Genomic DNA, 20617 nt, shown 5'->3' on the forward strand with positions numbered 1-20617 from the left:
CCTCACGCCACCGCATGATCGGCGAAAGCCGCCGCCATCAGCCGCTTGGTATATTCCTCATGCGGATGGTCGAAGATCTCCTCAGGGCTGCCCTGCTCCACCATACGGCCGTCCTTCATCACCATGATGTGGTCGGCCATGGCGCGCACCACGGCCAGATCGTGGCTGATGAACAGATAGGACAGGTTGTGCGCCTGCTGCAGATCGCGCAGCAGGTCGACGATCTGCTTCTGCACCTGGCGGTCGAGCGCCGAGGTCGGCTCGTCCAGCACCACCACTTTGGGCTTCAGGATGATGGCGCGGGCGATGGCGATGCGCTGGCGCTGGCCGCCTGAGAATTCATGCGGATAACGGTTGCGGTTGGCGGGATCGAGCCCCACTTCGGTGAAAGCCTGCGCGGCGCGCCGGTCGCGCTCCTTCGAGGTGATCGACGGCTCATGCACCAGGAGGCCTTCGGTGACGATCTGGCCGGATGTCAGACGCGGGCTCAGCGAGCCGAAGGGATCCTGAAACACGATCTGCAGCTGCTTGCGCAAGGGGCGCATCTGCTGCGTATCGAATTTCTCGATATTGCGGCCGTCGAAATGAATGGCGCCCTCGCTCGGCACCATCCGCAGCAAAGCGCGCGCCAGCGTCGACTTGCCGGATCCCGATTCACCGACGATGCCGATGGTCTGGCCGCGCCTCAGCTTCACCGAAACGCGATCGACCGCTTTCAGATAGATCGGATCGCCGGCCAGGAAGCCGCCGCCGATCTTGAAGGTGACGCGCATATCGGTGCCGTCGAGCATGGTCGGCGCCGTTTTGGGCACCGGCTCCTTGTGGCCGGTCGGCTCGGCGGCGAGCAGCGCCTTGGTATAAGGATGCTTGGGATTGGCGAAGATGGCACGGGTCTCGCCCTCCTCCACCACCTCGCCCAGTTTCATCACATAGACCCGGTCGGCGATGCGCCGCACGATGTTGAGGTCATGAGTGATGAAGATCATGCTCATGCCGAGGCGCTTGCGCAGGTCGGCCATGAGATTGAGGATTTCCGCCTGGATCGTCACGTCGAGCGCGGTGGTCGGCTCATCGGCGATCAGGAGATCGGGATCGTTGGCGATCGCCATGGCGATCATCACGCGCTGGCGCTGGCCACCCGACATCTCATAGGGGTACGACTTCATCCGCCGCTCGGGCTCGGGGATGCGCACCAGCTTCAGCACCTTGACCGCTTCCTTGCGCGCCTCCTCGGCGCCCACCTTGCGATGCCGCATGATCGGCTCCATCAGCTGATTGCCGATGGTGTAGAGCGGATCGAGCGAGGTCATCGGCTCCTGGAAGATCATGGTGATCTTGCGGCCGCGCACCTCGTTGAGCTCGGACTTGGTCAGGGTCAGCAGATTGGCGCCGCGATAGGCGATCGTACCGGTCGCCTCGCCATTGGAGGCGAGAAGCCGCATCGCCGCCATCATGGTCTGGCTTTTGCCGGACCCCGATTCACCCACCACGGCGACCGTCTCGCCGGGCTTGACATACATATTGATGCCTTTGACCGCTTCGACCATGCCGTCGAGGGTGTGGAAGCGAACTCTCAGATTCTCGACCGAAAGAATGTTGTCATTGCCGGCCATGGCGTCACCGATCCTTCGGGTCGAGCGCGTCGCGCAGACCATCGCCAATGAAATTGAGGGCGAAGAGTGTCGAGACCAGGAAGAAGGCCGGGTACAGCAAGAGCCAGTTTGCCGAGCCGATATTCTTCGCCCCCTGCGAGATGAGCACACCCCAGCTCGTCATCGGCTCCTGCACGCCCAATCCCAGGAAGGACAGGAAGCTCTCGAGGATGATGACCTGCGGCACCAGCAAGGTCATGTAGATGACCACCGGCCCCAGGAGATTGGGCACGATATGGCGCAGCAATATGCCGCCGCTGCTCACGCCCAGGGCTTCGGCGGCCTGGACATATTCCTGCCGCCTGATCGACAGGGCCTGGCCACGCACGATACGCGCCATGTCGAGCCATAGAACGGCGCCGACGGCCAGGAACATGAGCACGAAATTGCGGCCGAAGAACACCACCAGCATGATCACGAAGAAGATGAAGGGCAGCGAATAGAGAATGTCGACGATACGCATCATGATCTCGTCGGTCTTGCCGCCCAGGAAGCCGGCGGTCGCGCCATAGAGGACGCCGATGCAGACAGCGACGCAGCCGGCGAGCAATCCGATGGCGAGTGAAATGCGTCCACCCATCAGCACCCGGGAGAGCAGGTCGCGGCCGGTATTGTCGGTACCGAAATAGAAATATTCCTTCTCGACGGTGGCGCTCAAGGTGAGCTTGAGCCCGTCCGCTGACTTGCTCTCGATGCGGGAGTTGTCGAACGTGTCGGAGCGGTCGAGATAGCGGGTGACGCGCTCGTCGATCGGCTTGGGCGAGGAAACGGTCACGAAGATGCGCTCGTCCTGCTCATGCCATTCCTCGAGATCGACCCGCATGCGGCGCACCGCGTCCTTGAGGGCCGTATCGATCATCTCGGCCTGCGGATAGGCCGAAAGGCTCGGCGGCGTGCGGACATAATCGGGATAGATCGTCGTATAGGGATGCGGCACGAAATAAGGGCCGAAGACGCAGGCGATGGCCATCAGCGCCAGATAGATCAGGCTGAACATCGCCGCCTTGTTGGCCTTGAGCCTGGCCAGCGCATCCGCCCAGAGCGAGCGTCCAACGAAAGGAGCTTGCGTCGTGGTGATGTCAGTCATAACGCACCCTCGGATCGACCGCGGCATAGAGGATGTCGACGATGAGATTGAACAGGATGGTGAAAAGCGCGATGACCACCACGGTACCCATGACCAGAGTATAATCGCGGTTGAGCGCCGCCTCGACGAAGTAGCGTCCGACCCCCGGAATCTGGAAGATCGTCTCGACGATGATCGAGCCGGTGAGCAAAGCAGCCGCCGCCGGGCCCGAATAGGACACGATCGGCAGCAATGCGCCACGCAAGGCATGCTTGACGATGATGCTCCAGTCGGAAAGCCCGAGCGCCCTCGCGGTGCGGATATGATGCGAACGCAGCGCCTCGATCATCGAGCCGCGCATCAGGCGCGCCACGATGGCGATCTGCGGCAAAGCCAGCGTAATGATCGGGCCGATCTTGTTGACAAGCGCCCCGCCGCCCCAGGTCGCGACCGGCACCAGCGCCAAGGTCGTGGCGAAGATGAGCTGGTAAATCGGGGCGATCACGAAGGTCGGAACCGTGCTGCCCGCCGTCGCGGTGGCGATGACGGCGTAATCCGCGCCCTTGTTCTGCCTGAGCGCGGCGATGACGCCGAGGACGGTGCCGATGATCAGCGCCAGGATGAGCGCCGAGGCGCCGACCTGGATCGAGACCGGCAGGCCGACCTTGAACAATTCGGCGACGGTGAAGTCCGGCAGGTTATAGCTCGGGCCGAAATTGCCGTGCAGCAGATTGTTGAGGTAATGCAGATACTGCATCCACAACGGTTGATCGAGGCCGAACTGGCGCTCGAGATTGGCCTTGATCACAGGATTGAGCCCGCGTTCCTGGTTGAACGGGCCGCCCGGCGCGACACGGATCAGGAAAAACGAAATCGTGACGATCACGAAGAGCGTCGGAATGGCAGTCAATAACCGCCGGAAGACATAGCGCAGCATGGCGCGCCCCCCTATCTTGGCAAGGCGCAGCCGCCGTTTCCCATTGGAAACGACGGCTGCTTCACCCCAGTTATTCCTTGCTGATAAAGCGCGTCGGATGCACGTCCATGACGTTGTCCTCGAAGCCTTTCAGCTTCGGCGACACGAGATTGTGGTAGCTGTAATAGAGCAACGGAATGTTGCCGAGATCATCGACCAACACCCTTTCGGCTTGCGAGAGCAGCTTCGAGCGCTCGGCGGGATTGCCGCCGGCGGCGGCCGCCTTGTCCATCAGCTCTTCATATTTCGGGCTGTTGTAGTTCGAGTAGTTGTTGCCGCTCGCCTTGCGGGTGATGCCGAGGAAAGTCTCGGGATCCTTGTAGTCGGCGATCCAGGCAGCGCGGGCCAGATCGTAGTCGCCCTTCTGCTCCAGGAAGCCGTAATGCGTCTTGGTGTCGGTGTTGACCATCGTCACCTCGATGCCGAGCGGCTTGAGCTGCTCCTGGATGGCGACCGCGGTGTTCTTGTGGTTTTCCGACGTATTGTAGCGAATCTCGAGCTTCAGCGGCTTGTCGGGGCCGTAGCCGAGCTCGGTGAGGATCTTCTTGGCCTCGTCCTCACGGTCGATCTGCGACATCTCGGCATAATCGGCGATGGCCGGCTCATAGCCCGCAATGCCCGGAGGCACCATGGAATAGCCGGGGATCATGCTGTTGCCCCAGACCTTCTCGGCGATGAAGTCGCGGTCGATCGCCATCGAGATGGCGCGGCGCAGCTTCGGATTGGACCACGGCTCCTTGTCAGTCTTCACGGCATAGTAGTAGGTGCCGAGATACGGACCGATGTGAACCTGGTCGCCAAACTTGGCCTTGAGCTCAGTAAGCTGCTCGAGCGGCATATCGTCGTTCGAATCGAGCTCACCCGCCTCAAAACGCTTGATGGCGGTCGAACGGTCTTCGGTCGGGAAATAGTTCACGGTGTCGACCTTGACCTGGTCGGCTTCGTAGAATTTCGGATTCTTGACCAGCTTGATGTGATCGTTCGGCACGAATTCGGCGAGCGTATAGGCGCCGTTGGAGACGAGATTGCCGGGCTTGATCCAGTCGGCGCCGAGCTTCTCGAGCGAGGCCTTGTGCACCGGGTAGTTCGCCTGATGCGTCAGCATCTCGAGGAAGTAAGGTGTCGGCGACTTGAGCGTGACTTCGAATGTATTGGCGTCGACCGCCTTCACAGCCAGCTCGTCCGGCTTCATCTTGCCTTCGTTCACTTCCTGGCCGTTCTTGATGACATACATCATCGAGGCATATTCGGCCGCGGTCGCCGGGTCCTCGAGGCGACGGAAGGAATAGACAAAATCATCGGCGGTGACAGGGTCGCCATTCGACCAGGTCGCGCCCTTGCGCAGGTTGAACGTGTAAACGGTGCCGTCATCGGAGATCTTCCAGCTTTCGGCGGCGCCCGGAATGACGTCGGCCTTGGCGTCTTGCATGACGAGGCCGGAGAACAGATCGCGCAGGATATGCGCTTCATAAACAGTCGAGGTCTTATGCGGGTCGAGGGTTTCGGGGTCGGCCGAATTGCCTCTGTTGTAGATCATTTCGGCGAAAGCCGCCGAATAGCTTATCGATACGAGTGCCGTCGCCAGAAGCAGCGATCGCAGGCTTTTTTTCATCTAGTTCCTCCCATGTTGACGGCTCCGTTAAGGGCAGAATTGCCAAAAGCCGTCGGTCCAGACGGGGCGCACTATAGCATCGCCCACGGCTTTGTCCCATGTCCTGTAATGCTGGTCGAAAGTTCAATATCCAGGCGTCAAAGAATTTGAATTGCGTGGCCGGCACCCCCCGATTATGAAGTCGGCAAATGACCAAAAACGATCATACCCCCCTGCTCGACAGCGTTAACGATCCGGCGGCGCTGCGCAGGTTGAGCCCTCAGCAACTGCGCCAGGTCGCCGAGGAACTCCGGGCTGAAACGATCGCCGCCGCGGCCAAGACGGGTGGCCATTTCGGCGCCGGCCTCGGTGTCATCGAGCTCACTGTGGCGTTGCACTATGTGTTCAATACGCCCAAGGACCGGCTGATCTGGGACGTCAGCCACCAGACCTATCCGCACAAGATCCTCACCGGCCGGCGCGACCGCATCCGCCAGATCCGCCAGCGCGACGGCCTCTATGGCTTCACCAAGCGCAGCGAAAGCGAATACGACCCCTTCGGCGCCGCCCACAGCTCGACCTCGATCTCGGCCGGTCTTGGCATGGCCGTGGCGCGCGACATGAAGCAGGAGGACAACCACGTCGTCTGCGTCATCGGCGACGGGGCCATGAGTGCCGGCATGGCCTATGAGGCGATGAACAATGCGGGCGCCCTCGACACCCGACTCATCGTCGTCCTCAACGACAATGGCATGTCGATCGCCCCCGCCGTCGGGGCACTGACCAACTATCTGTCCTGGCTCGTCTCGTCGCGCTCTTTCCTGTCGCTGCGCGACATCGCCAAGCAGCTCGCCATGAAGTTCCCGCGCACCTTGCGGACCGCCGCTCAGCGGGCGGATGAATATGCGCGCGGCATGCTGACCGGCGGCACCTTGTTCGAAGAGCTCGGCTTCTATTATGTCGGGCCCATCGACGGGCACAATATCGATACGCTGGTGCCCATCCTGCAGAATGTGCGCGACGCCGAGCAGCTTGGCCCGGTGCTCGTCCATGTGGTGACGGAAAAGGGCAAGGGCCATCCCTTCGCCAAGCCGGACCGGGAAAAATACCACGCCGTCTCGAAATTCGATCCCGTCACCCGCGAGATGGCGAAAAGCGTCTCCAACGCGCCGACCTATACCTCGGTCTTCGCCAAGGCGCTGATCGCCCATGGCGAGAAGGACGACAAGATCGTCGGCATCACCGCCGCCATGCCGTCCGGCACCGGCCTCGACAAATTCGCCGAGCGCTTCCCAACCCGCATGTTCGATGTCGGCATCGCCGAGCAGCATGCCGTCACTTTCGCCGCCGGGCTCGCGGTCGAGGGCTTCAAGCCCTTCTGCGCCATCTATTCCACCTTCCTGCAGCGCGCCTATGACCAGGTCGTGCATGACGTGGCGCTGCAACGGCTGCCGGTGCGCTTCGCCATCGACCGCGCCGGACTCGTCGGCCAGGATGGCGCGACGCATGCCGGCAGCTTCGACATCGGCTATCTCTCCTGCCTGCCCGATTTCGTCGTCATGGCGGCCGCGGACGAGGCCGAGCTCGTACATATGGTGGCGACCGCCGTCGCGATCGACGACCGGCCTTCGGCCTTCCGCTATCCGCGCGGCGAAGGCGTCGGCGTCGACATGCCCGAAGAAGGCGTGCCGCTCGAAATCGGGCGCGGCCGCATCCTGCGCGAAGGCGGCAAGATCGCCCTGCTCTCCTTCGGCGCGCGGCTGCAGGAATGTCTCAAGGCGGCCGACCAGCTGCAGAGCCTGGGCCTGCCGGCAACGGTCGCCGATGCGCGCTTCGCCAAGCCCCTCGATGAGGATCTGGTCCGCCGGCTGGTGCATGGCCATGAGGTGCTGGTGACGGTCGAGGAAGGCGCCATTGGCGGCTTCGGCACGCAGGTGCTGCACTATCTGGCGCGCGCCAATCTGTTCAACAGCGGCTGCCATGTCCGCACCATCTATCTGCCCGACCGCTTCGTCTCGCATGCGACGCCCAAGGAGCAGTATGAGGATGCCGGCTTGACCGAGAAGTCGATCGTCGCCGAAGTGCTGGCGGCGCTGGGCGACCCGACCCGCAGCCTGGACTTCAAGACCCTGGCCTGACGCGAAAGCCGTCACGCAGCACGCTGCCAAGCCCATCAGTTTCTCCGATCGGGCCTCATGCGCAGCCGATACATCATTGCATTTAAATTTACCTAGAGTAGTTCTTTGGCGCCCGGGGATCGACCACGTGCCCCCGGTAAGATCCCTGGCGCCTCGAGGGCCCTTGCCTGACGCCGTCCTGCAAGGGCCCTCTTGCATCATAAACCTCACTCCTCCTGACGCCCGCCCAAAGGCGGATATTTGACTCTCTGGCATATATAAGATAACCCCCTACCCTATATTCCGAGGTGAGGAACGATGCATACCGTCAAAGACAAGACGCGGCTGATGGCGCGGGTGCGCCGCATCAAGGGCCAGGCCGAAGCCCTGGAGCGGGCGCTCGAGGCCGAGCTCGGCTGTACCGACGTGCTCATGCTTGCCGCCTCGATGCGCGGCGCCGTCAACGGGCTCACCGCCGAAATCCTCGAAGACCACATTCGCAACCACATCATCGATCCTGACAAGCAGCCGCAGTCCGAATATGCCAAAGGCGCCGCCGAGCTCATCGAGGTCGTCCGGACCTATCTCAAATGACGATCGCCTCCGAACCCGGCCACGCCCATGTGTTTCTAGGCCATGGTCATGCCCGCAACGAGAAGCGCACTTGGCTGGTGATCGCCCTCACCGCGACGATGATGGTGGTGGAGATCACCGCCGGCACGATCTTTGGCTCGATGGCGCTGGTCGCCGATGGCTGGCACATGGCTACTCATGCCGCCGCGATGCTGATCACGGCGCTCGCCTATTATTACGCCCGCAAGAATGCCGAGAACCGCCGCTTCACCTTCGGCACCGGCAAGCTCGGCGAGCTCGCCGGCTTCGCCAGCGCCGTCATCCTGGCGCTCATCGCGCTGATGATCGGCTGGGAAAGCGTCCTGCGTCTCACTTCTCCCGTGCCGATCGACTTCAACCAGGCGATCGTCGTCGCGGTGGCCGGACTCATCGTCAATCTCGCCAGCGCCTGGCTGCTCAGCGGCGATCATCATCACGGCCACCATCACGATCATCATCATGATCACGGCCACGATCACCACGACCATCATGGCGACGACAACAATCTGCGCGCCGCTTACATGCATGTGCTGGCCGACGGGTTCACATCGGTGCTCGCCATCGCCGCGCTGCTCACCGGCAGCCTCTATGGCTGGCTGTGGCTCGATCCGGCCATGGGCATCGTCGGCGCCCTCGTGATCGCACGCTGGTCCTGGGGCCTTATCCGCGATACAGGCGGTGTGCTGGTCGATTACCTGCCGGTCGGCGAGGACCTGCCCGACGAGATCCGCGGCACCATCGAGAACGAACACGAAAAGATCACCGACCTGCATGTCTGGCGGCTCGGCCCCGGCCATCACGGCGCCATCGTCGCGATCCTCTCGGCGGAGCCCAAGCCGCCGGCCTTCTATCGCGACAAGCTCGCGCATATCCACGATCTGTCGCATGTGACGATCGAGGTGGAGGCCCGGGCGGCATAGAATCGCGGCGCCGGCCTGAGCTGGCACTTCTGATCCCGATCCCCGGTATCAGTATTCTTCTTCCTCTTCGTCCTCCTCACGGCGCCGCCGCGGCGCCGTCCACACGCGCAATTGCGGCAGGAGCACGAAGAGCGCGACGAGGCTCAGCCCCATCGCGATGAGGAGCAGGACGCCGAATTGCTGCACCGCCGGCAAGGGTGAGAGCACCAAAGGCGCGAAGGCGGCGAGCACCAGAAAGGCTGCGAGCAATAGCGCACGCGGGCGCGACGACGCCTGCGGCCATTGGCCATTGGGCTGGGCATTGTACCAGGCCTCGGCGAGAGTCGCGGCGCCGAGCGTGAAGCACAGCAGCAGCACGAAGACGGCGATGCTTTCGGGGTAGAGATGCGATCCCATCATCGCGGTGACGCCGAGCGCCAGGAGCGTCGCGGTGACCACCGGCAGCAGGATGCGCATCGCCTTGCGCAGACTGAGGAAAAGGAGCGGCGGCAGGAGGAGGATGAGCAGCGTCCACGCCCCGACATAGGAGGGGATGGCGGCGCGCATGACGGCGAGCCGGTCGGCCTGGACCAGAGCGGCGCCGGCGGCGGCGGGCGTCACACTGCGCAAGGCGGCGGCGAAGGATTCGATGTCGTCAGGCCGGCGCGGCTGCACCTCGATGCGCCAGAGGCCGGTGCGCGAGACATATTGGCGGTGGATCGCCGGATCGAGCCGGTCGACGGTGAGCGGATCGAGATGCGCCAGGCGGTCGATGCGGTCGAGCAGCACCTGCAGGCGGACAAAAAAGGTGCGCTCAAGCTGGCGCAGCGCCTGCGGATTGGCGATGCCATTGCCGTCGAGCAGCAGCAGGCTGCGGCGCAGCTCATTGGCGGCCTGCGCCAGTTCCGGCGTCGCCTTGGGCTCGGCGGCGATGCGCTGCAGGCCGTCCTGAAGCTTCACGAATTCAGCGCGCAGCAGATCATCGGGGATGTCGGAAACGGCGGTGGTGCTGCGTGGAAAGACGCCTTGGAGTCTCGCCAGTATGGCGCGTTTCTCGGCCTCGCCCGGCGGCAGGAAAGTTTCGACCCAGCGTATGCTTTCGACCTGCGGCAAGGTCGAGAGCCGGCGCACCAGGATACGCGCCGGATCGCCGGCCTCCGCCAGGATCTGGGCGGAGGCGAGGAGCGAAGGCTCCTGCGCCGACAAATCGCGGAACAGCCGTTCGGCGGCACTCGTGCCGCTGCGTGTGACTTCCGTCGGGCTCTCGAAATGCAAGGCCGGCGCCAGCGAGGCGCAGAGCACGGCGACCGCGATCAGCGTCGCCGCGAGGCCACGGCGCAACGACCACCAGCCATAGGAGGGAGGCTTCGCCATCACATTGTCGAGCCAGTGGACCCGCTCGTCCTCGTCCGTCTCGTCATGGAAACGCGGCTTGAGCAGCGACAGGAAGGCCGGCAGCAAGGTCGCCGCCGCAACGAAGATAACGACGCTCATGATGGCGAGAACGATGGCGAGCTTCTGCAACGCGACAAAGGGGCTGCCATAGAGAGCAAAGCCGGTGGCGGAAATTCCGGCGAGCCAGGCGAGCATCGGCAGGCCCATGGCCTGCGCCGCGAGCATCGCCGCGGCCAGCCTTCCACTGCCACACTGCTCCGCCTCCTCGGCGCGCAGGATCAGGCAGATCGTGGTGATACTGATCACGCCTGAGAACAGCACCGGATAGGCAAGGCTGACCCGGTCGAAGGCGCCCAGCACGGCAAGCGCCAAGGCGGTGATGATGACAAAGGTGATCGCCGCCATCAACAGCACGATCATCACCGAGCCGAAGCGCGACAGACCGAAGCCCAGGATCACCAGGAGCACGATGCCCGACAGCAGCGCCGGCAGAAGCAGAACACGGATGTCGAGCGGTGGCGCCATGGCGCGCAGCACCGGCCTGCCGGTGAGCTGCACCGATATGCGGCCGCCGAATTCGGTTTGGGTGAGATCGGCGAGGCGGCGCGCCTCCTCGACCGCGTGGCGCGCCGGATCGGCGTCGCCATTGGCCATCGGATAGGAGAGCACATACCAGCGCGGACTCTCGATGGTGACGCCATGCTCGATCAGCGAGGGCCAATCGAGATCGCGGCGCTGACCGGCGACCTGCGCCTGGACCGTCTTGGCGGCGTCATTGAAGAGAGCCGCAACCACTTCGGGTGACCGGCCTTCCGCGGCGACCCGGGCGACCTGGTCGGCGAGCACCGCGAGACCGGTGAGATTGGGCGATATCGAGAGTGCCTGGAACAAGGGCCCCGAGCGCGCGATGCGCGCCGCCATGGCGCTCACCCCCTCCTCGTTCAGATAGAGAACGCCGGTATCGTCGAAGAAGCGGCCGGTGCCGGGCGCGAAGACATTGCGGAACACATTGGTCTGCTCGGCCATGCGGGCCGCCATGCGCTCGGCACCGCTGCGCGCCAGTTTCGGGTCCTTGCTGTCGATGACGGCGACGATGCTTTCGCTGGGCTCGGGAAACTCCGCGGCGAGCCGGCTCTGTTCCTCGCCGACCGCCGAATTATCGGTGACCAGGACCTGATCCTGAATCTGGATCTGCATCGCCGTCACGGCAAAGACGAGGGCCGGAATGGCGAGCGCCATCCAGGCTGCGATGATGATCAGCCCATGGCGAAAGCAGAAGCGCGCCATCCGCGCAAAGACATTCGGCCTGAGACGCGGCTTGGGTTTCTCAGCCGGCTCAGGTTTACGGTCTTGCCAGGACATGGAACGTGGCGCCTTTCCGGGCACGATTGGCCGATCCCCATAAACGAGTCGCATTCCCCCACCGGGTCCTGTTACAGCTTGTACATAGTGAGGGCAATTCCATGGACAAAATTTCCAACCGGCAAAAGGGGATAAGGACCACCGCCATCCATGCGGGGGAAGCCGTGGACCCGGTCAGCCGAGCCTCCTCGCCCAATCTCGTAATGTCGTCGACCTTCGCGCCGACCGAAGTTGCAGGCTTCTCCGCCCGCAACCGCGACAGCTACGAAGGCTTCGTCTATGCGCGCGTCTCCAATCCGACCGTCAAGCAGCTCGAAGACAAGCTTTCGGCCCTCGAAGGCGCCGAAGCCTGCCAGTGTTATGCTTCCGGCATGGCGGCCTCGAGCGCGCTTCTCCTCGGGCGGCTGAGCCAGGGTGACCATCTCGTCATTTCCGACACCAATTATGTCGGCACCGCGGAACTCGTGCGCGACAGCCTGCCCCGCTTCGGCATCGAAGTGACCCCGGTCGACATGTCGGATCTCGACATGGTGGAGCGCTCCATCAGGCCCAATACGCGCATGATGTGGATCGAGACGCCGGCCAATCCGATCATGCGGCTCGCCGATATCGCCGCCCTCGCCCGCCTGGCGCGCGCCAAAGGCGTATGTGACGTCGCTGTCGATTCGACCTTCGCGTCACCTATCGGCACGCGGCCGCTCGAGCTCGGTGCCGATTTCGTGGTGCATTCGCTCACCAAATATATCGGCGGCCATGGCGATGCGATGGGCGGCTGCGTGCTCGGCCGCAAGGCCGATCTCGAGGCGCTCAATCTCGAGGCCACCGTGCATTATGGCGGCGTGCTGTCACCCTTCAATGCCTGGCTGATCCTGCGGGGGGCCGCGACCCTGCCGATCCGCATGCGCGCCCATGAGGAGACGGCACTCGCCGTCGCCCGGTTCCTCGAAGGACACAAAAACGTGACACGGGTCTTCTATCCGGGTCTCGCCTCACATCCCCAGCATGAGCTGGCGCGCCGCCAGATGAAGAACTTCTCCGGCATGATGACCTTCCGGGTCGCGGACGGCGCAGCGCTCGCCAAACGCATGGTCGAGAAGCTCGAGATCATCCACTATGCGGTGTCGCTCGGCCATCACAGGAGCCTCGTCTACTGGATCCCAACCGACGCCCTGATGCGCTCGACCTTCCGCCACGAGGGCGAGCTTCTCAAGCGCTATCGCGATTTTGCCGGTGACGGTGTCTTCCGCTTCTCGATCGGGCTCGAGGACGCCGAAGATATCTGCGCCGATCTCGACGAGGTGCTGTAGCGGCTTGATATTGGACAATCGAACCAGGGACAGACCATGAAGGATATCGTGCTTGAGCAGGCGGCGCTGTCGGTGCAGACCCGGCGGCGCATTCGTGATTATGTCTATGAGACGCCTTTGTTGCCGGCGCGCTCGGATGCATCGCTGTTCTTCAAGGCGGAGAATTTCCAGCATACCGGGTCGTTCAAGTTTCGCGGCGCCGCGAGCAAGATGACCGCTATCGCCAAGGGACAGGGTCTCATCACCGCCTCGTCCGGCAATCACGGCATCGCCAGCGCCAAGGCGGCCTCCCTCACCGGCAACAAGCTCACCGTCGTGCTGCCAAAAAACGTCACGAGCATCAAGCTGAACCGCATCCAGGCCTATGGCGTCGAAGTCCTGCTGGAAGGCGATGAATCGGGCGCCGCCGAAATGCATGCGCAGGCGGCCGCCGGTGCCCGCGGCCTCGTCTATGTCTCCCCCTATAACGATCCCGACATCATCGCCGGGCAAGGCACCATCGGGCTCGAACTTCTCGAGCAGCATAGGCATATCGACACGGTCTTCATCGCCATGGGTGGCGGCGGGCTGATCTCCGGCATCGCTTCGGTCATGAAGAGCTACAGTCCCGATACGAAGATCATCGGCGTCGCGGCGGAGAATTCGGCCGCTTTGGCCGCATCTATGAAAGCCGGCCGCATCGTCGAGGTCGAGCATCATCCAACCCTTGCCGACGGCGTCGCCGGTGGCGTCGATGCGGACAGCATGACCTTGCCGCTCGTAATGGCGGCGATCGATGAGGTCATCCAGTGCAGCGAGGCAGAGATCACGGCCGCCCTCAAGGCGCTGGTCCTCACGGAAAACATGATCGTCGAGGGCGCGGCGGGCCTCGCCTATGCCGGCTTCCTCAAGCGCAAGCCCACAAAGAGCGACAGCGTCAATGTCGTCGTCCTGTGCGGCGCCAATGTCGATGCCCACAAGATCCTGGCGCTCGCCGGAAAGTGAAGAGAACGAGACTCCCGCCATGACCAAGCCTGCTCTGACGAATCTCGACCGCGCCATCGCTGACCTCGCCACCCGGTTCAAAGGACCAGGCGGCGCCGTCGCCGTCCTCAAGGACGGTGCGGTGATCGCGCGGCACGCCTGGGGCTTCGCCGATCTTGAGCAGCGCCTGCCCTTTGCGCCCGAGACTTTGTTTCCGATCTGCTCGATCACCAAGCAATTCACCTGTGCGCTGCTGCTCGACCGCTTCGCCGATACGAGCCTTCTCGATGCGGCACTCAGGGCCCGCATCCCTGAGCTTCAGGACACGCCGCCGCGCGTCATCGATCTCTGCCACAACCAGTCGGGCCTGCGCGACTATTGGGCGCTCACCGTTCTGTGTGGCGCCAGGCCCGAAGGCCAGTTTCGCCCTGCCGACGCCGCCGAGCTGATCGGCCTGACGCGTTCGCTGCATTTCCCGGCCGGCATGCAATACTCTTACTGCAACAACAATTTCCGCCTGATCTCCGACCTGATCGAGAATGAGCTGAACCGGGATTTCGCCGAATTGCTGCGCGACAGGATCCTGGCCTCCGCCGGCATGGCGACGGCGCGGCTCAATCCCGAGACCGGCCGGCTGCCCGGCGGCGTGGTCGGCTATGAAGGCGACGCCGCATTCGGCTTCATTCCGGCGGTGAACAACATCCACTGGACCGGCGATGCCGGCATGATCGCCTCGCTCGACGACATGATCGCCTGGGAGCAATTCATCGACCGCACCCGCGACGACGCCAAGGGTCTCTATCGGCGTCTGTCGATGCGGCCGGATTTTGCCGATGGCCGGAAGGCGAGCTACGGCTTCGGCCTCGCGCATATGGAGAGCAACGGCGTGGCGCTCACCGGCCATGGCGGCGCATTGCGCGGTTTCCGGAGCCAGCGGCTCCATGCGGCGGCCGAGCGCCTCTCCGTCGTCGTGCTCTTCAATCACCAGGCGAGTGCCCGCGAGGCCGCCTTCCGGGTGCTGCGCGCGGCCTTGGGCCAAGCTGAGCCAACCGCAAAGGGCATCGCCTATGATCCGCAATGGACCGGCGCCTATTTCGATCCCGAGACCGGCCTTCTGATCGATATCAGCAAGACCGCCAAAGACGGCCAGCTTGCCGCACGCTTCACCACTGATGCCGAGATGCTCGATCTGACCGGCCCCAGCAAAGCCGCTTCACCCGGCATGACGCTTGAGCGCGACGGCGATGTGCTCCACATGGCGCGCCCCATCGACAATCTGCGCGGCGTGCTGCGCCGTGTCACCGGTGAGGCCAAGACGAACATTACGGGCCGTTACGGCAGCGCCGAGCTCGATGCGGTTTTCGAGATCACCCGGACGGGCAGCGCCTTTTACGGCGCCTTCGAAGGCTTCCTCGGCAAGGGTGCGATGCAGCCTCTCTACCCCGTGGGCGCCGACATCTGGCGCCTGCCCTGCCAGCGCTCCATGGACGCGCCGGCGCCTGGTGACTGGACGCTCGCTTTCGAGCGCGATGGCGGCGGCCGGATTACCTCGGTCACGGTCGGCTGCTGGCTGGCGCGCAAAGTGCGGTTCGAGAGGCGGGAGTAGCCCCTCTCGCAGTGCCCTCACTTGGCCGCCAATTTACAAATGGCCAGAGCTACCTCGAACGACTTTTCAAATGCGGCAACGGGCAGAAACTCAAACCGCGAATGAAAATTATGCGCGCCGGTGAAGAAGTTCGGCGTCGGCAGACCGCGCGCGGACAATGCCGCTCCGTCTGTGCCTCCGCGCATGGGTATGAGCTTCGGTGTGATCCCGAGCTCCTTTAGCGCCGCCAGCAGCAGGTCGATCGACCGCCTGTCGCTGCCGAGGCTGTCGCCGATATTGCTGTAGGTATCCGAAATCTCGAATTCGACCTGCCCGCGCGGATATCGTTGCCGGATCAGTTCCGCCACCTCGCCTATCCGGCGCTTTCGGTGTTCAAACACCGCTTTGTCGAAATCACGGATCATGACGGTGAGACGGGCATTGCCGTCATTCGCCGCAAGGTCGCTGAACCAGAAATACCCTTCTCTCCCCTCCGTGCATTCAGGCGTTTCGCTGCGATCGAACTGTGCGACAAAATCGAGCGCCATCAACAGCGGGTTGACCATGACGCCCTTGGCGGACATCGGATGCGCGCTCACCCCGGTAAAGGTGATTTCCACCAATGCCGCGTTGAAGTTCTCGACAACCACCTCGCCCAGTTCGCAGCAGTCGATCGTATAGGCGAAGTCGCAGGGAAATCGCGACAGATCCAATGCTTTTGCGCCTCTCAGACCGATCTCCTCGTCAGGCACGAAGGCGACGCAGATATCGCCATGAGCATCGCACGTGCGAAGCTGCGAAAGCAGCGTCATGATGACGGCGATCGCGGCTTTGTTGTCGGCGCCGAGCACGCTGGTGCCGTCGCTGAAAATGACATCGTGCCCACTCCAAGCCATCGCCTCCGGATGATCGGCGGCGCGAAACCAGATGTCCTTTTCCCAATTGAGGCAGAGGTCTTCCCCCGCAAATCGCAAGATTTGCGGGCTTATAGACGGGGAAAGGCCGACATCAGCCGTATCCAGATGCGCGATGAATCCGATCTTCGGCGCAGAGGATCTGTTGCCCCTCTTCACGGCGGTCACAATGGCATTCTCATCCACCATGACATCATCCAATCCCAGGTCACACATTTCGGCCGCCAAAAGGGCCGCTAACGCATGCTGACCGGCCGTGGACGGCAATGCCGGCGTCCGCTGGTCGCTCTGGCTTTCGATCGCGACATATCGGAAGAATCTGGTCAGCAGCTCAGGACGTATATTCATGCCAGGCGAAGAACTCCAACATCGTCGACAAGCTCGATAAGGGTGCCAAATCTCTTTGAATGATCAGAGAGCCGCCGCAAGATTCTCTGCGCGGTGGCGCCGGTCGCCAGATGCGGCACAAGCCGACGCTCAATCCGGTCGTCCTTCAGTCCTTCCTCACCGCCGATGAGCACGGGATAGAACTTCAGGCCGGTCAGCTGGCTGTCATCGTCGAACGAGCATATGCCGACCACACTTTCCCAGACTTCCGGGCGCAACCAAAGCGGCGAGTCAGCCACGGAATGAAAGATGAAGTTTCCAAGGCTGTAGAAGATGGGACGCCCTTTGTAGATCTGGACCGGCTGAAGCACCGGCGCGCCGTGACTCACAAAGGCGGCGGCGCCCGCGTCGATGCATTTCCTCGCGATATTGCCGATCCAGTCCGGCGGCTGCAGCCAGTCGCTCGCCCAATGATGGTGATGAAGATAGGCGATGACCAGGCTGCCGGTATGCGCCGCCGCCGCGATCGACTGGAGATTCCTTTCCAGGTCAGTCGCGTTGACCTTCACACCCCGTCCGCATTTTTGCGACTTGCTGTAGACAGCTCTCCCCAATGCCAATTCGCCCTCATCGATCGCAGGTTTGTCGTCCGGCTGGCAATCGATGATCATATCGACCGCGGAATATCCGATCTTGTCCCGGATCACACGAAGCTGCTCGAAGGTCTCCGTATCCACCTCGAGTATCCGGGACAGACGAAGAGGGTTTACCCCCGGCCTTTCAGGCCTCTCTTCCCAACCGTCCTCGGCATACATGAAATCAGGCCCCGGCCCTCCATCCATCGCAATGAGAGAGACAGAGCGGGACTTGAACGAGCCGGTCAATGGTGTGGATGCCTCACGCATGTTGCGGCCGATGCCACCGTGAAGGAAACCCCGCTTCTCGACTTCCTCCAAGGTCGAGAGCACCCCCGATGGCCCGAGGTCGAAGGAGTGGTTGTTGGACAGGGAAAGCGCCTGAAAGCCCATTCCCTGGAGAGCGTCGAGGACGTGAGGCGGGCTGCTGCCGAAGGCGGATCCTTTCAACGGCCACCCGCCATGGCTGCCGGCAATCGTCCCCTCGAAATTCGTAAAAGCGAGGTCCGCTTCCTGAAGCAGGACATTCACTTTCCGAAACTCAGGGCTGCTATCCGACCTGACATCGTGATGAATGAGGGACTGTCCCGTAACGGCCAATGTGAAGTTCTCAGGCATAGATTCTCCTTCTCGGACGCCGCTTGGCCGTCCGTTCACAAGTGATGATGATAGGATGCGCGCGACCGGCCTATCGACCGCGGCGGTGTGAGGGCGGCGCTATTGCATGAATCTTCGCGGCCGCGCCTCGATCAGGCTGCGCGTATATGGATTGTCCGATTGCGCGAATATGAACCGGGACGGCCCATGATCCTCAATTCGGCCGTCTTTCATGATGTACACGAAGCTGCAGACATCCTGCACCACCGCGAGGTCGTGGGATATGAACAACATCGACAGATTCTGCTCCATGACGCATTCCCTCAGAAGGGCGATGATTTCCGACTACACCGACACATCGAGCGCTGAGGTCGGCTCGTCCGCAACTATGATTCCGGGGCCGGCCAGGAGCGCCCTTGCGATGCAGACGCGCTGCTTCTGTCCCCCGGAAAGCTGATGCGGAAAACGATCAAGAAGACTTCTGGCGAGACCGGTCCGGTCCATCATCGCCTCGACGCCAGGGTTCTTGTTCTCCGGCTGAACCTTCAACCCGAAGCGGACACTCTCGACGAGGGTCTCTGCGATCGTCATCCGCGGATTCAGCGAGCTTGCCGGATCCTGAAAGATCATCTGGACGTGTCCGAGCAGACCGTTTTTGCTTCCGCGAAGTGAGACATCATATTTGGCACGATCGAGCACGATGCTCCCGGCATTCGCCGTTTCCAGCCCGGCTACGATGCGCCCTATCGTCGTTTTTCCGCTTCCACTTTCACCGACGATCCCCGCCACCGTGCCACGTGCCAAGCTGAGACTGACATTCTGCAACGCTGATTTTTCCGATCGCTTTCCGAAGAAGCGCATCCGTGGGTTCGAAAACGCCTTTGACACCCCCTCGACAAGCAGGATCGGCGCGCCCTCTTGTTCTTCGTGATGCTTTGATTGCGGGACGTCGGAGATCTTGAGCCTGGGCACTGCCGCCAGCAGGCTGCGCGTGTAGCTGTTCTTCGGCGTCTCGAGCACCGACGCTGTCGTATCTTGTTCGACCACCACGCCGTCCTTCATCACCAGGACCCGATCGGCTATTTCGGAGATGACGCCCATGTCGTGGGTGACGAGGACGATGGAGAGCATCTCCTCATCGACCAGCCGGCGCAGCAGCCGCAGGATCTGCATCTGGATCGTCGCGTCCAAGGCCGAGGTCGGCTCATCCGCCACGATGATTTCGGGTGAGCCCGCCAGCGCTATGGCAATCACCACTCGTTGTCTTTGCCCGCCGGAGAGCTGGTGAGGATAGCTCATGAAGCGGCGTTCCGGATCTTGTATGCCCACACGTCCCATCAGCTCGATCGCAAGGGTCTGCGCTTGCTTGCGCGATGCCTTGCGGCCGGTTGCAAGAATGGTCTCCGCCAGTTGCGCCCCGACCGTCATCAGAGGATCGAGTGAGGCCGTATGATCCTGAAAGACACTGGCGATCTTGCGGCCGCGCAGCGCCTCACGCGCCCGCCCGTTGACGACCGCCTTGCCGTTGAGCCGGATCTCGCCTGTCGGCGGCTCGAAATTGGGGTCGAGCAGGCCGATGATCGCATTGCCCAATGTGGACTTTCCCGCACCCGACTCACCGATAATGCCCAGAATCTCGCCGCGGCGAAGATCGAAGCTCACATCCCGGACAATGGTCATCGGTCCGCCCTTGGCGAGATACCGTACCGAGAGATTCCGCACTTCGAGCAAGGGCGGCCTGTCAGCCTCGAGCTTCATAGCGAACTTCCCCTCGGGTCGAAGCGGCGTCGCACATCCTCGCCGACAAAGTTGATGCTGGCGATGAGTCCGAACAAGGCCAGGCCGGGGAAAAAACTGATCCAATACTGACCAGTCAAGAGATACTGAAAGCCGCTCGCCACCATCGAACCGAGGGATGGCTTGTCGATGGGCACGCCGAGCCCCAGAAAGGACAAGGTCGCCTCCAAGGCGATGGCGTGACCGATCTCCACCGGCAACAATGTGATCGCGGGAGCTATGCTGTTGGGGAGAAGGTGTCGGAAGATGACACGGTAGGAAGGCAGCCTCAGCAGGCTGGCCGCATCCATGTATGATTTGCCGGTTTCGCTCAGCGCCACGCCACGCGCGATCCGCGCGAAGGCAGCCCATTGCACGATGATGAGGGCGAGAATGATCCGGTCAATTCCCGGCCCCAATGAAACAATCGCAATGAGGGCGACGAGCATGGTCGGCAGGCTGAGCTGAAGGTCAACCAGCCGCATGATGATGATGTCGATCCATTTGCCGAAATAGGCGGCGGCAACGCCGGCAGAAAGGCCGATGACGGCCGCGATGATAGTGCCGCTGAGGGAAACGACGAGACTGATGCGCAGTCCGTAAAGAATGCCACTTGCGATATCGCGGCCGAGACCGTCGGTTCCGAGCAGATAACGATATCCGCCGCTTCCCGTCGAACCGGGCGGGGATGACGCTTCCCAGCCAAAGATCTGCAGCGGATCGTAGGGATTCTGCGGCGCCAGGAGTGGCGCTGCGACGGCTGCGAGGACGTAGCACGTCAATATGATCCCTGAGACGGACAGCGCCGGGTGAGGTAAGGCGCGCTTGATTTTCATTCCGATC

The 20617-nt window shown here is 62.5% G+C and carries 14 protein-coding genes and 1 pseudogene; 6 read left to right on the forward strand and 9 right to left on the reverse strand.

Annotated elements, in window-relative coordinates:
* Positions 1–2 precede the first annotated feature (2 nt).
* The 4 genes from JHL16_RS23695 to JHL16_RS23710 form a co-directional block, all read right to left on the reverse strand.
* On the reverse strand, positions 3–1613 hold the full coding sequence (locus tag JHL16_RS23695) for an ABC transporter ATP-binding protein (RefSeq protein WP_200187385.1): 1611 nt from the start codon (positions 1611–1613) through the stop codon (positions 3–5).
* Positions 1614–1617: 4 nt separating this feature from the next.
* Positions 1618–2739 carry an ABC transporter permease gene (locus tag JHL16_RS23700; protein ID WP_200187386.1) on the reverse strand — a complete coding sequence of 374 codons (1122 nt, stop codon included), beginning with the start codon at positions 2737–2739 and terminating at the stop codon, positions 1618–1620.
* Positions 2732–3655, reverse strand: coding sequence for an ABC transporter permease subunit (locus JHL16_RS23705; RefSeq protein ID WP_200187387.1), 924 nt, complete (start codon positions 3653–3655; stop codon positions 2732–2734). The genes JHL16_RS23700 and JHL16_RS23705 overlap by 8 nt, the downstream gene beginning before the upstream one ends.
* A gap of 70 nt (positions 3656–3725) precedes the next feature.
* The gene (locus JHL16_RS23710; protein ID WP_200187388.1) at positions 3726–5306 is read right to left on the reverse strand and encodes a peptide ABC transporter substrate-binding protein; all 1581 of its coding nucleotides are present in this window, start codon (positions 5304–5306) and stop codon (positions 3726–3728) included.
* 188 nt (positions 5307–5494) lie between these two features.
* Here JHL16_RS23710 and dxs point away from each other — a divergent pair, with 188 nt between their 5' ends.
* The 3 genes from dxs (at position 5495) to dmeF (ending at position 8934) form a co-directional block, all read left to right on the forward strand.
* Positions 5495–7423: a 1-deoxy-D-xylulose-5-phosphate synthase gene (gene dxs / locus JHL16_RS23715; protein WP_200187389.1), complete on the forward strand. Its 1929-nt coding sequence runs from the start codon at positions 5495–5497 to the stop codon at positions 7421–7423.
* 297 nt (positions 7424–7720) lie between these two features.
* Positions 7721–7996 carry a metal/formaldehyde-sensitive transcriptional repressor gene (locus JHL16_RS23720; protein WP_137858621.1) on the forward strand — a complete coding sequence of 92 codons (276 nt, stop codon included), beginning with the start codon at positions 7721–7723 and terminating at the stop codon, positions 7994–7996.
* Positions 7993–8934, forward strand: coding sequence for a CDF family Co(II)/Ni(II) efflux transporter DmeF (gene dmeF, locus JHL16_RS23725; RefSeq protein WP_200187390.1), 942 nt, complete (start codon positions 7993–7995; stop codon positions 8932–8934). The genes JHL16_RS23720 and dmeF overlap by 4 nt, the downstream gene beginning before the upstream one ends.
* Before the next feature lie 48 nt (positions 8935–8982).
* Here the strand turns inward: dmeF and JHL16_RS23730 are convergent, their stop codons facing one another.
* Positions 8983–11670: a hypothetical protein gene (locus JHL16_RS23730; protein WP_200187391.1), complete on the reverse strand. Its 2688-nt coding sequence runs from the start codon at positions 11668–11670 to the stop codon at positions 8983–8985.
* A 101-nt stretch (positions 11671–11771) separates the two neighbouring features.
* Between JHL16_RS23730 and JHL16_RS23735 the strand changes: the two genes are divergently transcribed.
* The 3 genes from JHL16_RS23735 to JHL16_RS23745 are packed head-to-tail and all read left to right on the forward strand — an operon-like array spanning position 11772 to position 15546.
* Positions 11772–12977: a trans-sulfuration enzyme family protein gene (locus JHL16_RS23735; protein ID WP_200187392.1), complete on the forward strand. Its 1206-nt coding sequence runs from the start codon at positions 11772–11774 to the stop codon at positions 12975–12977.
* A 36-nt stretch (positions 12978–13013) separates the two neighbouring features.
* Positions 13014–13961, forward strand: coding sequence for a pyridoxal-phosphate dependent enzyme (locus tag JHL16_RS23740; RefSeq protein ID WP_200187393.1), 948 nt, complete (start codon positions 13014–13016; stop codon positions 13959–13961).
* 19 nt (positions 13962–13980) lie between these two features.
* On the forward strand, positions 13981–15546 hold the full coding sequence (locus JHL16_RS23745; protein ID WP_200187394.1) for a D-aminopeptidase: 1566 nt from the start codon (positions 13981–13983) through the stop codon (positions 15544–15546).
* Between the two features lie 17 nt (positions 15547–15563).
* Here JHL16_RS23745 and pepT read toward each other — a convergent pair whose 3' ends face one another.
* The 4 genes and pseudogenes from pepT to JHL16_RS23765 form a co-directional block, all read right to left on the reverse strand.
* On the reverse strand, positions 15564–16787 hold the full coding sequence (pepT, locus tag JHL16_RS23750) for a peptidase T (RefSeq protein WP_200187395.1): 1224 nt from the start codon (positions 16785–16787) through the stop codon (positions 15564–15566).
* Positions 16784–18019 (reverse strand): CapA family protein, encoded by a 1236-nt coding sequence (locus JHL16_RS23755; RefSeq protein ID WP_200187396.1) that lies wholly within the window; start codon positions 18017–18019, stop codon positions 16784–16786. The genes pepT and JHL16_RS23755 overlap by 4 nt, the downstream gene beginning before the upstream one ends.
* 99 nt (positions 18020–18118) lie before the next feature.
* Positions 18119–19756 (reverse strand): annotated as a pseudogene (locus JHL16_RS23760) (dipeptide ABC transporter ATP-binding protein).
* On the reverse strand, positions 19753–20610 hold the full coding sequence (locus tag JHL16_RS23765) for an ABC transporter permease (RefSeq protein ID WP_200187397.1): 858 nt from the start codon (positions 20608–20610) through the stop codon (positions 19753–19755). The pseudogene JHL16_RS23760 and the gene JHL16_RS23765 overlap by 4 nt, the downstream one beginning before the upstream one ends.
* Positions 20611–20617 lie beyond the last annotated feature (7 nt).

Source organism: Taklimakanibacter albus, from assembly GCF_016595235.1.
GTDB classification, from domain to species: domain Bacteria; phylum Pseudomonadota; class Alphaproteobacteria; order Rhizobiales; family Aestuariivirgaceae; genus Taklimakanibacter; species Taklimakanibacter albus.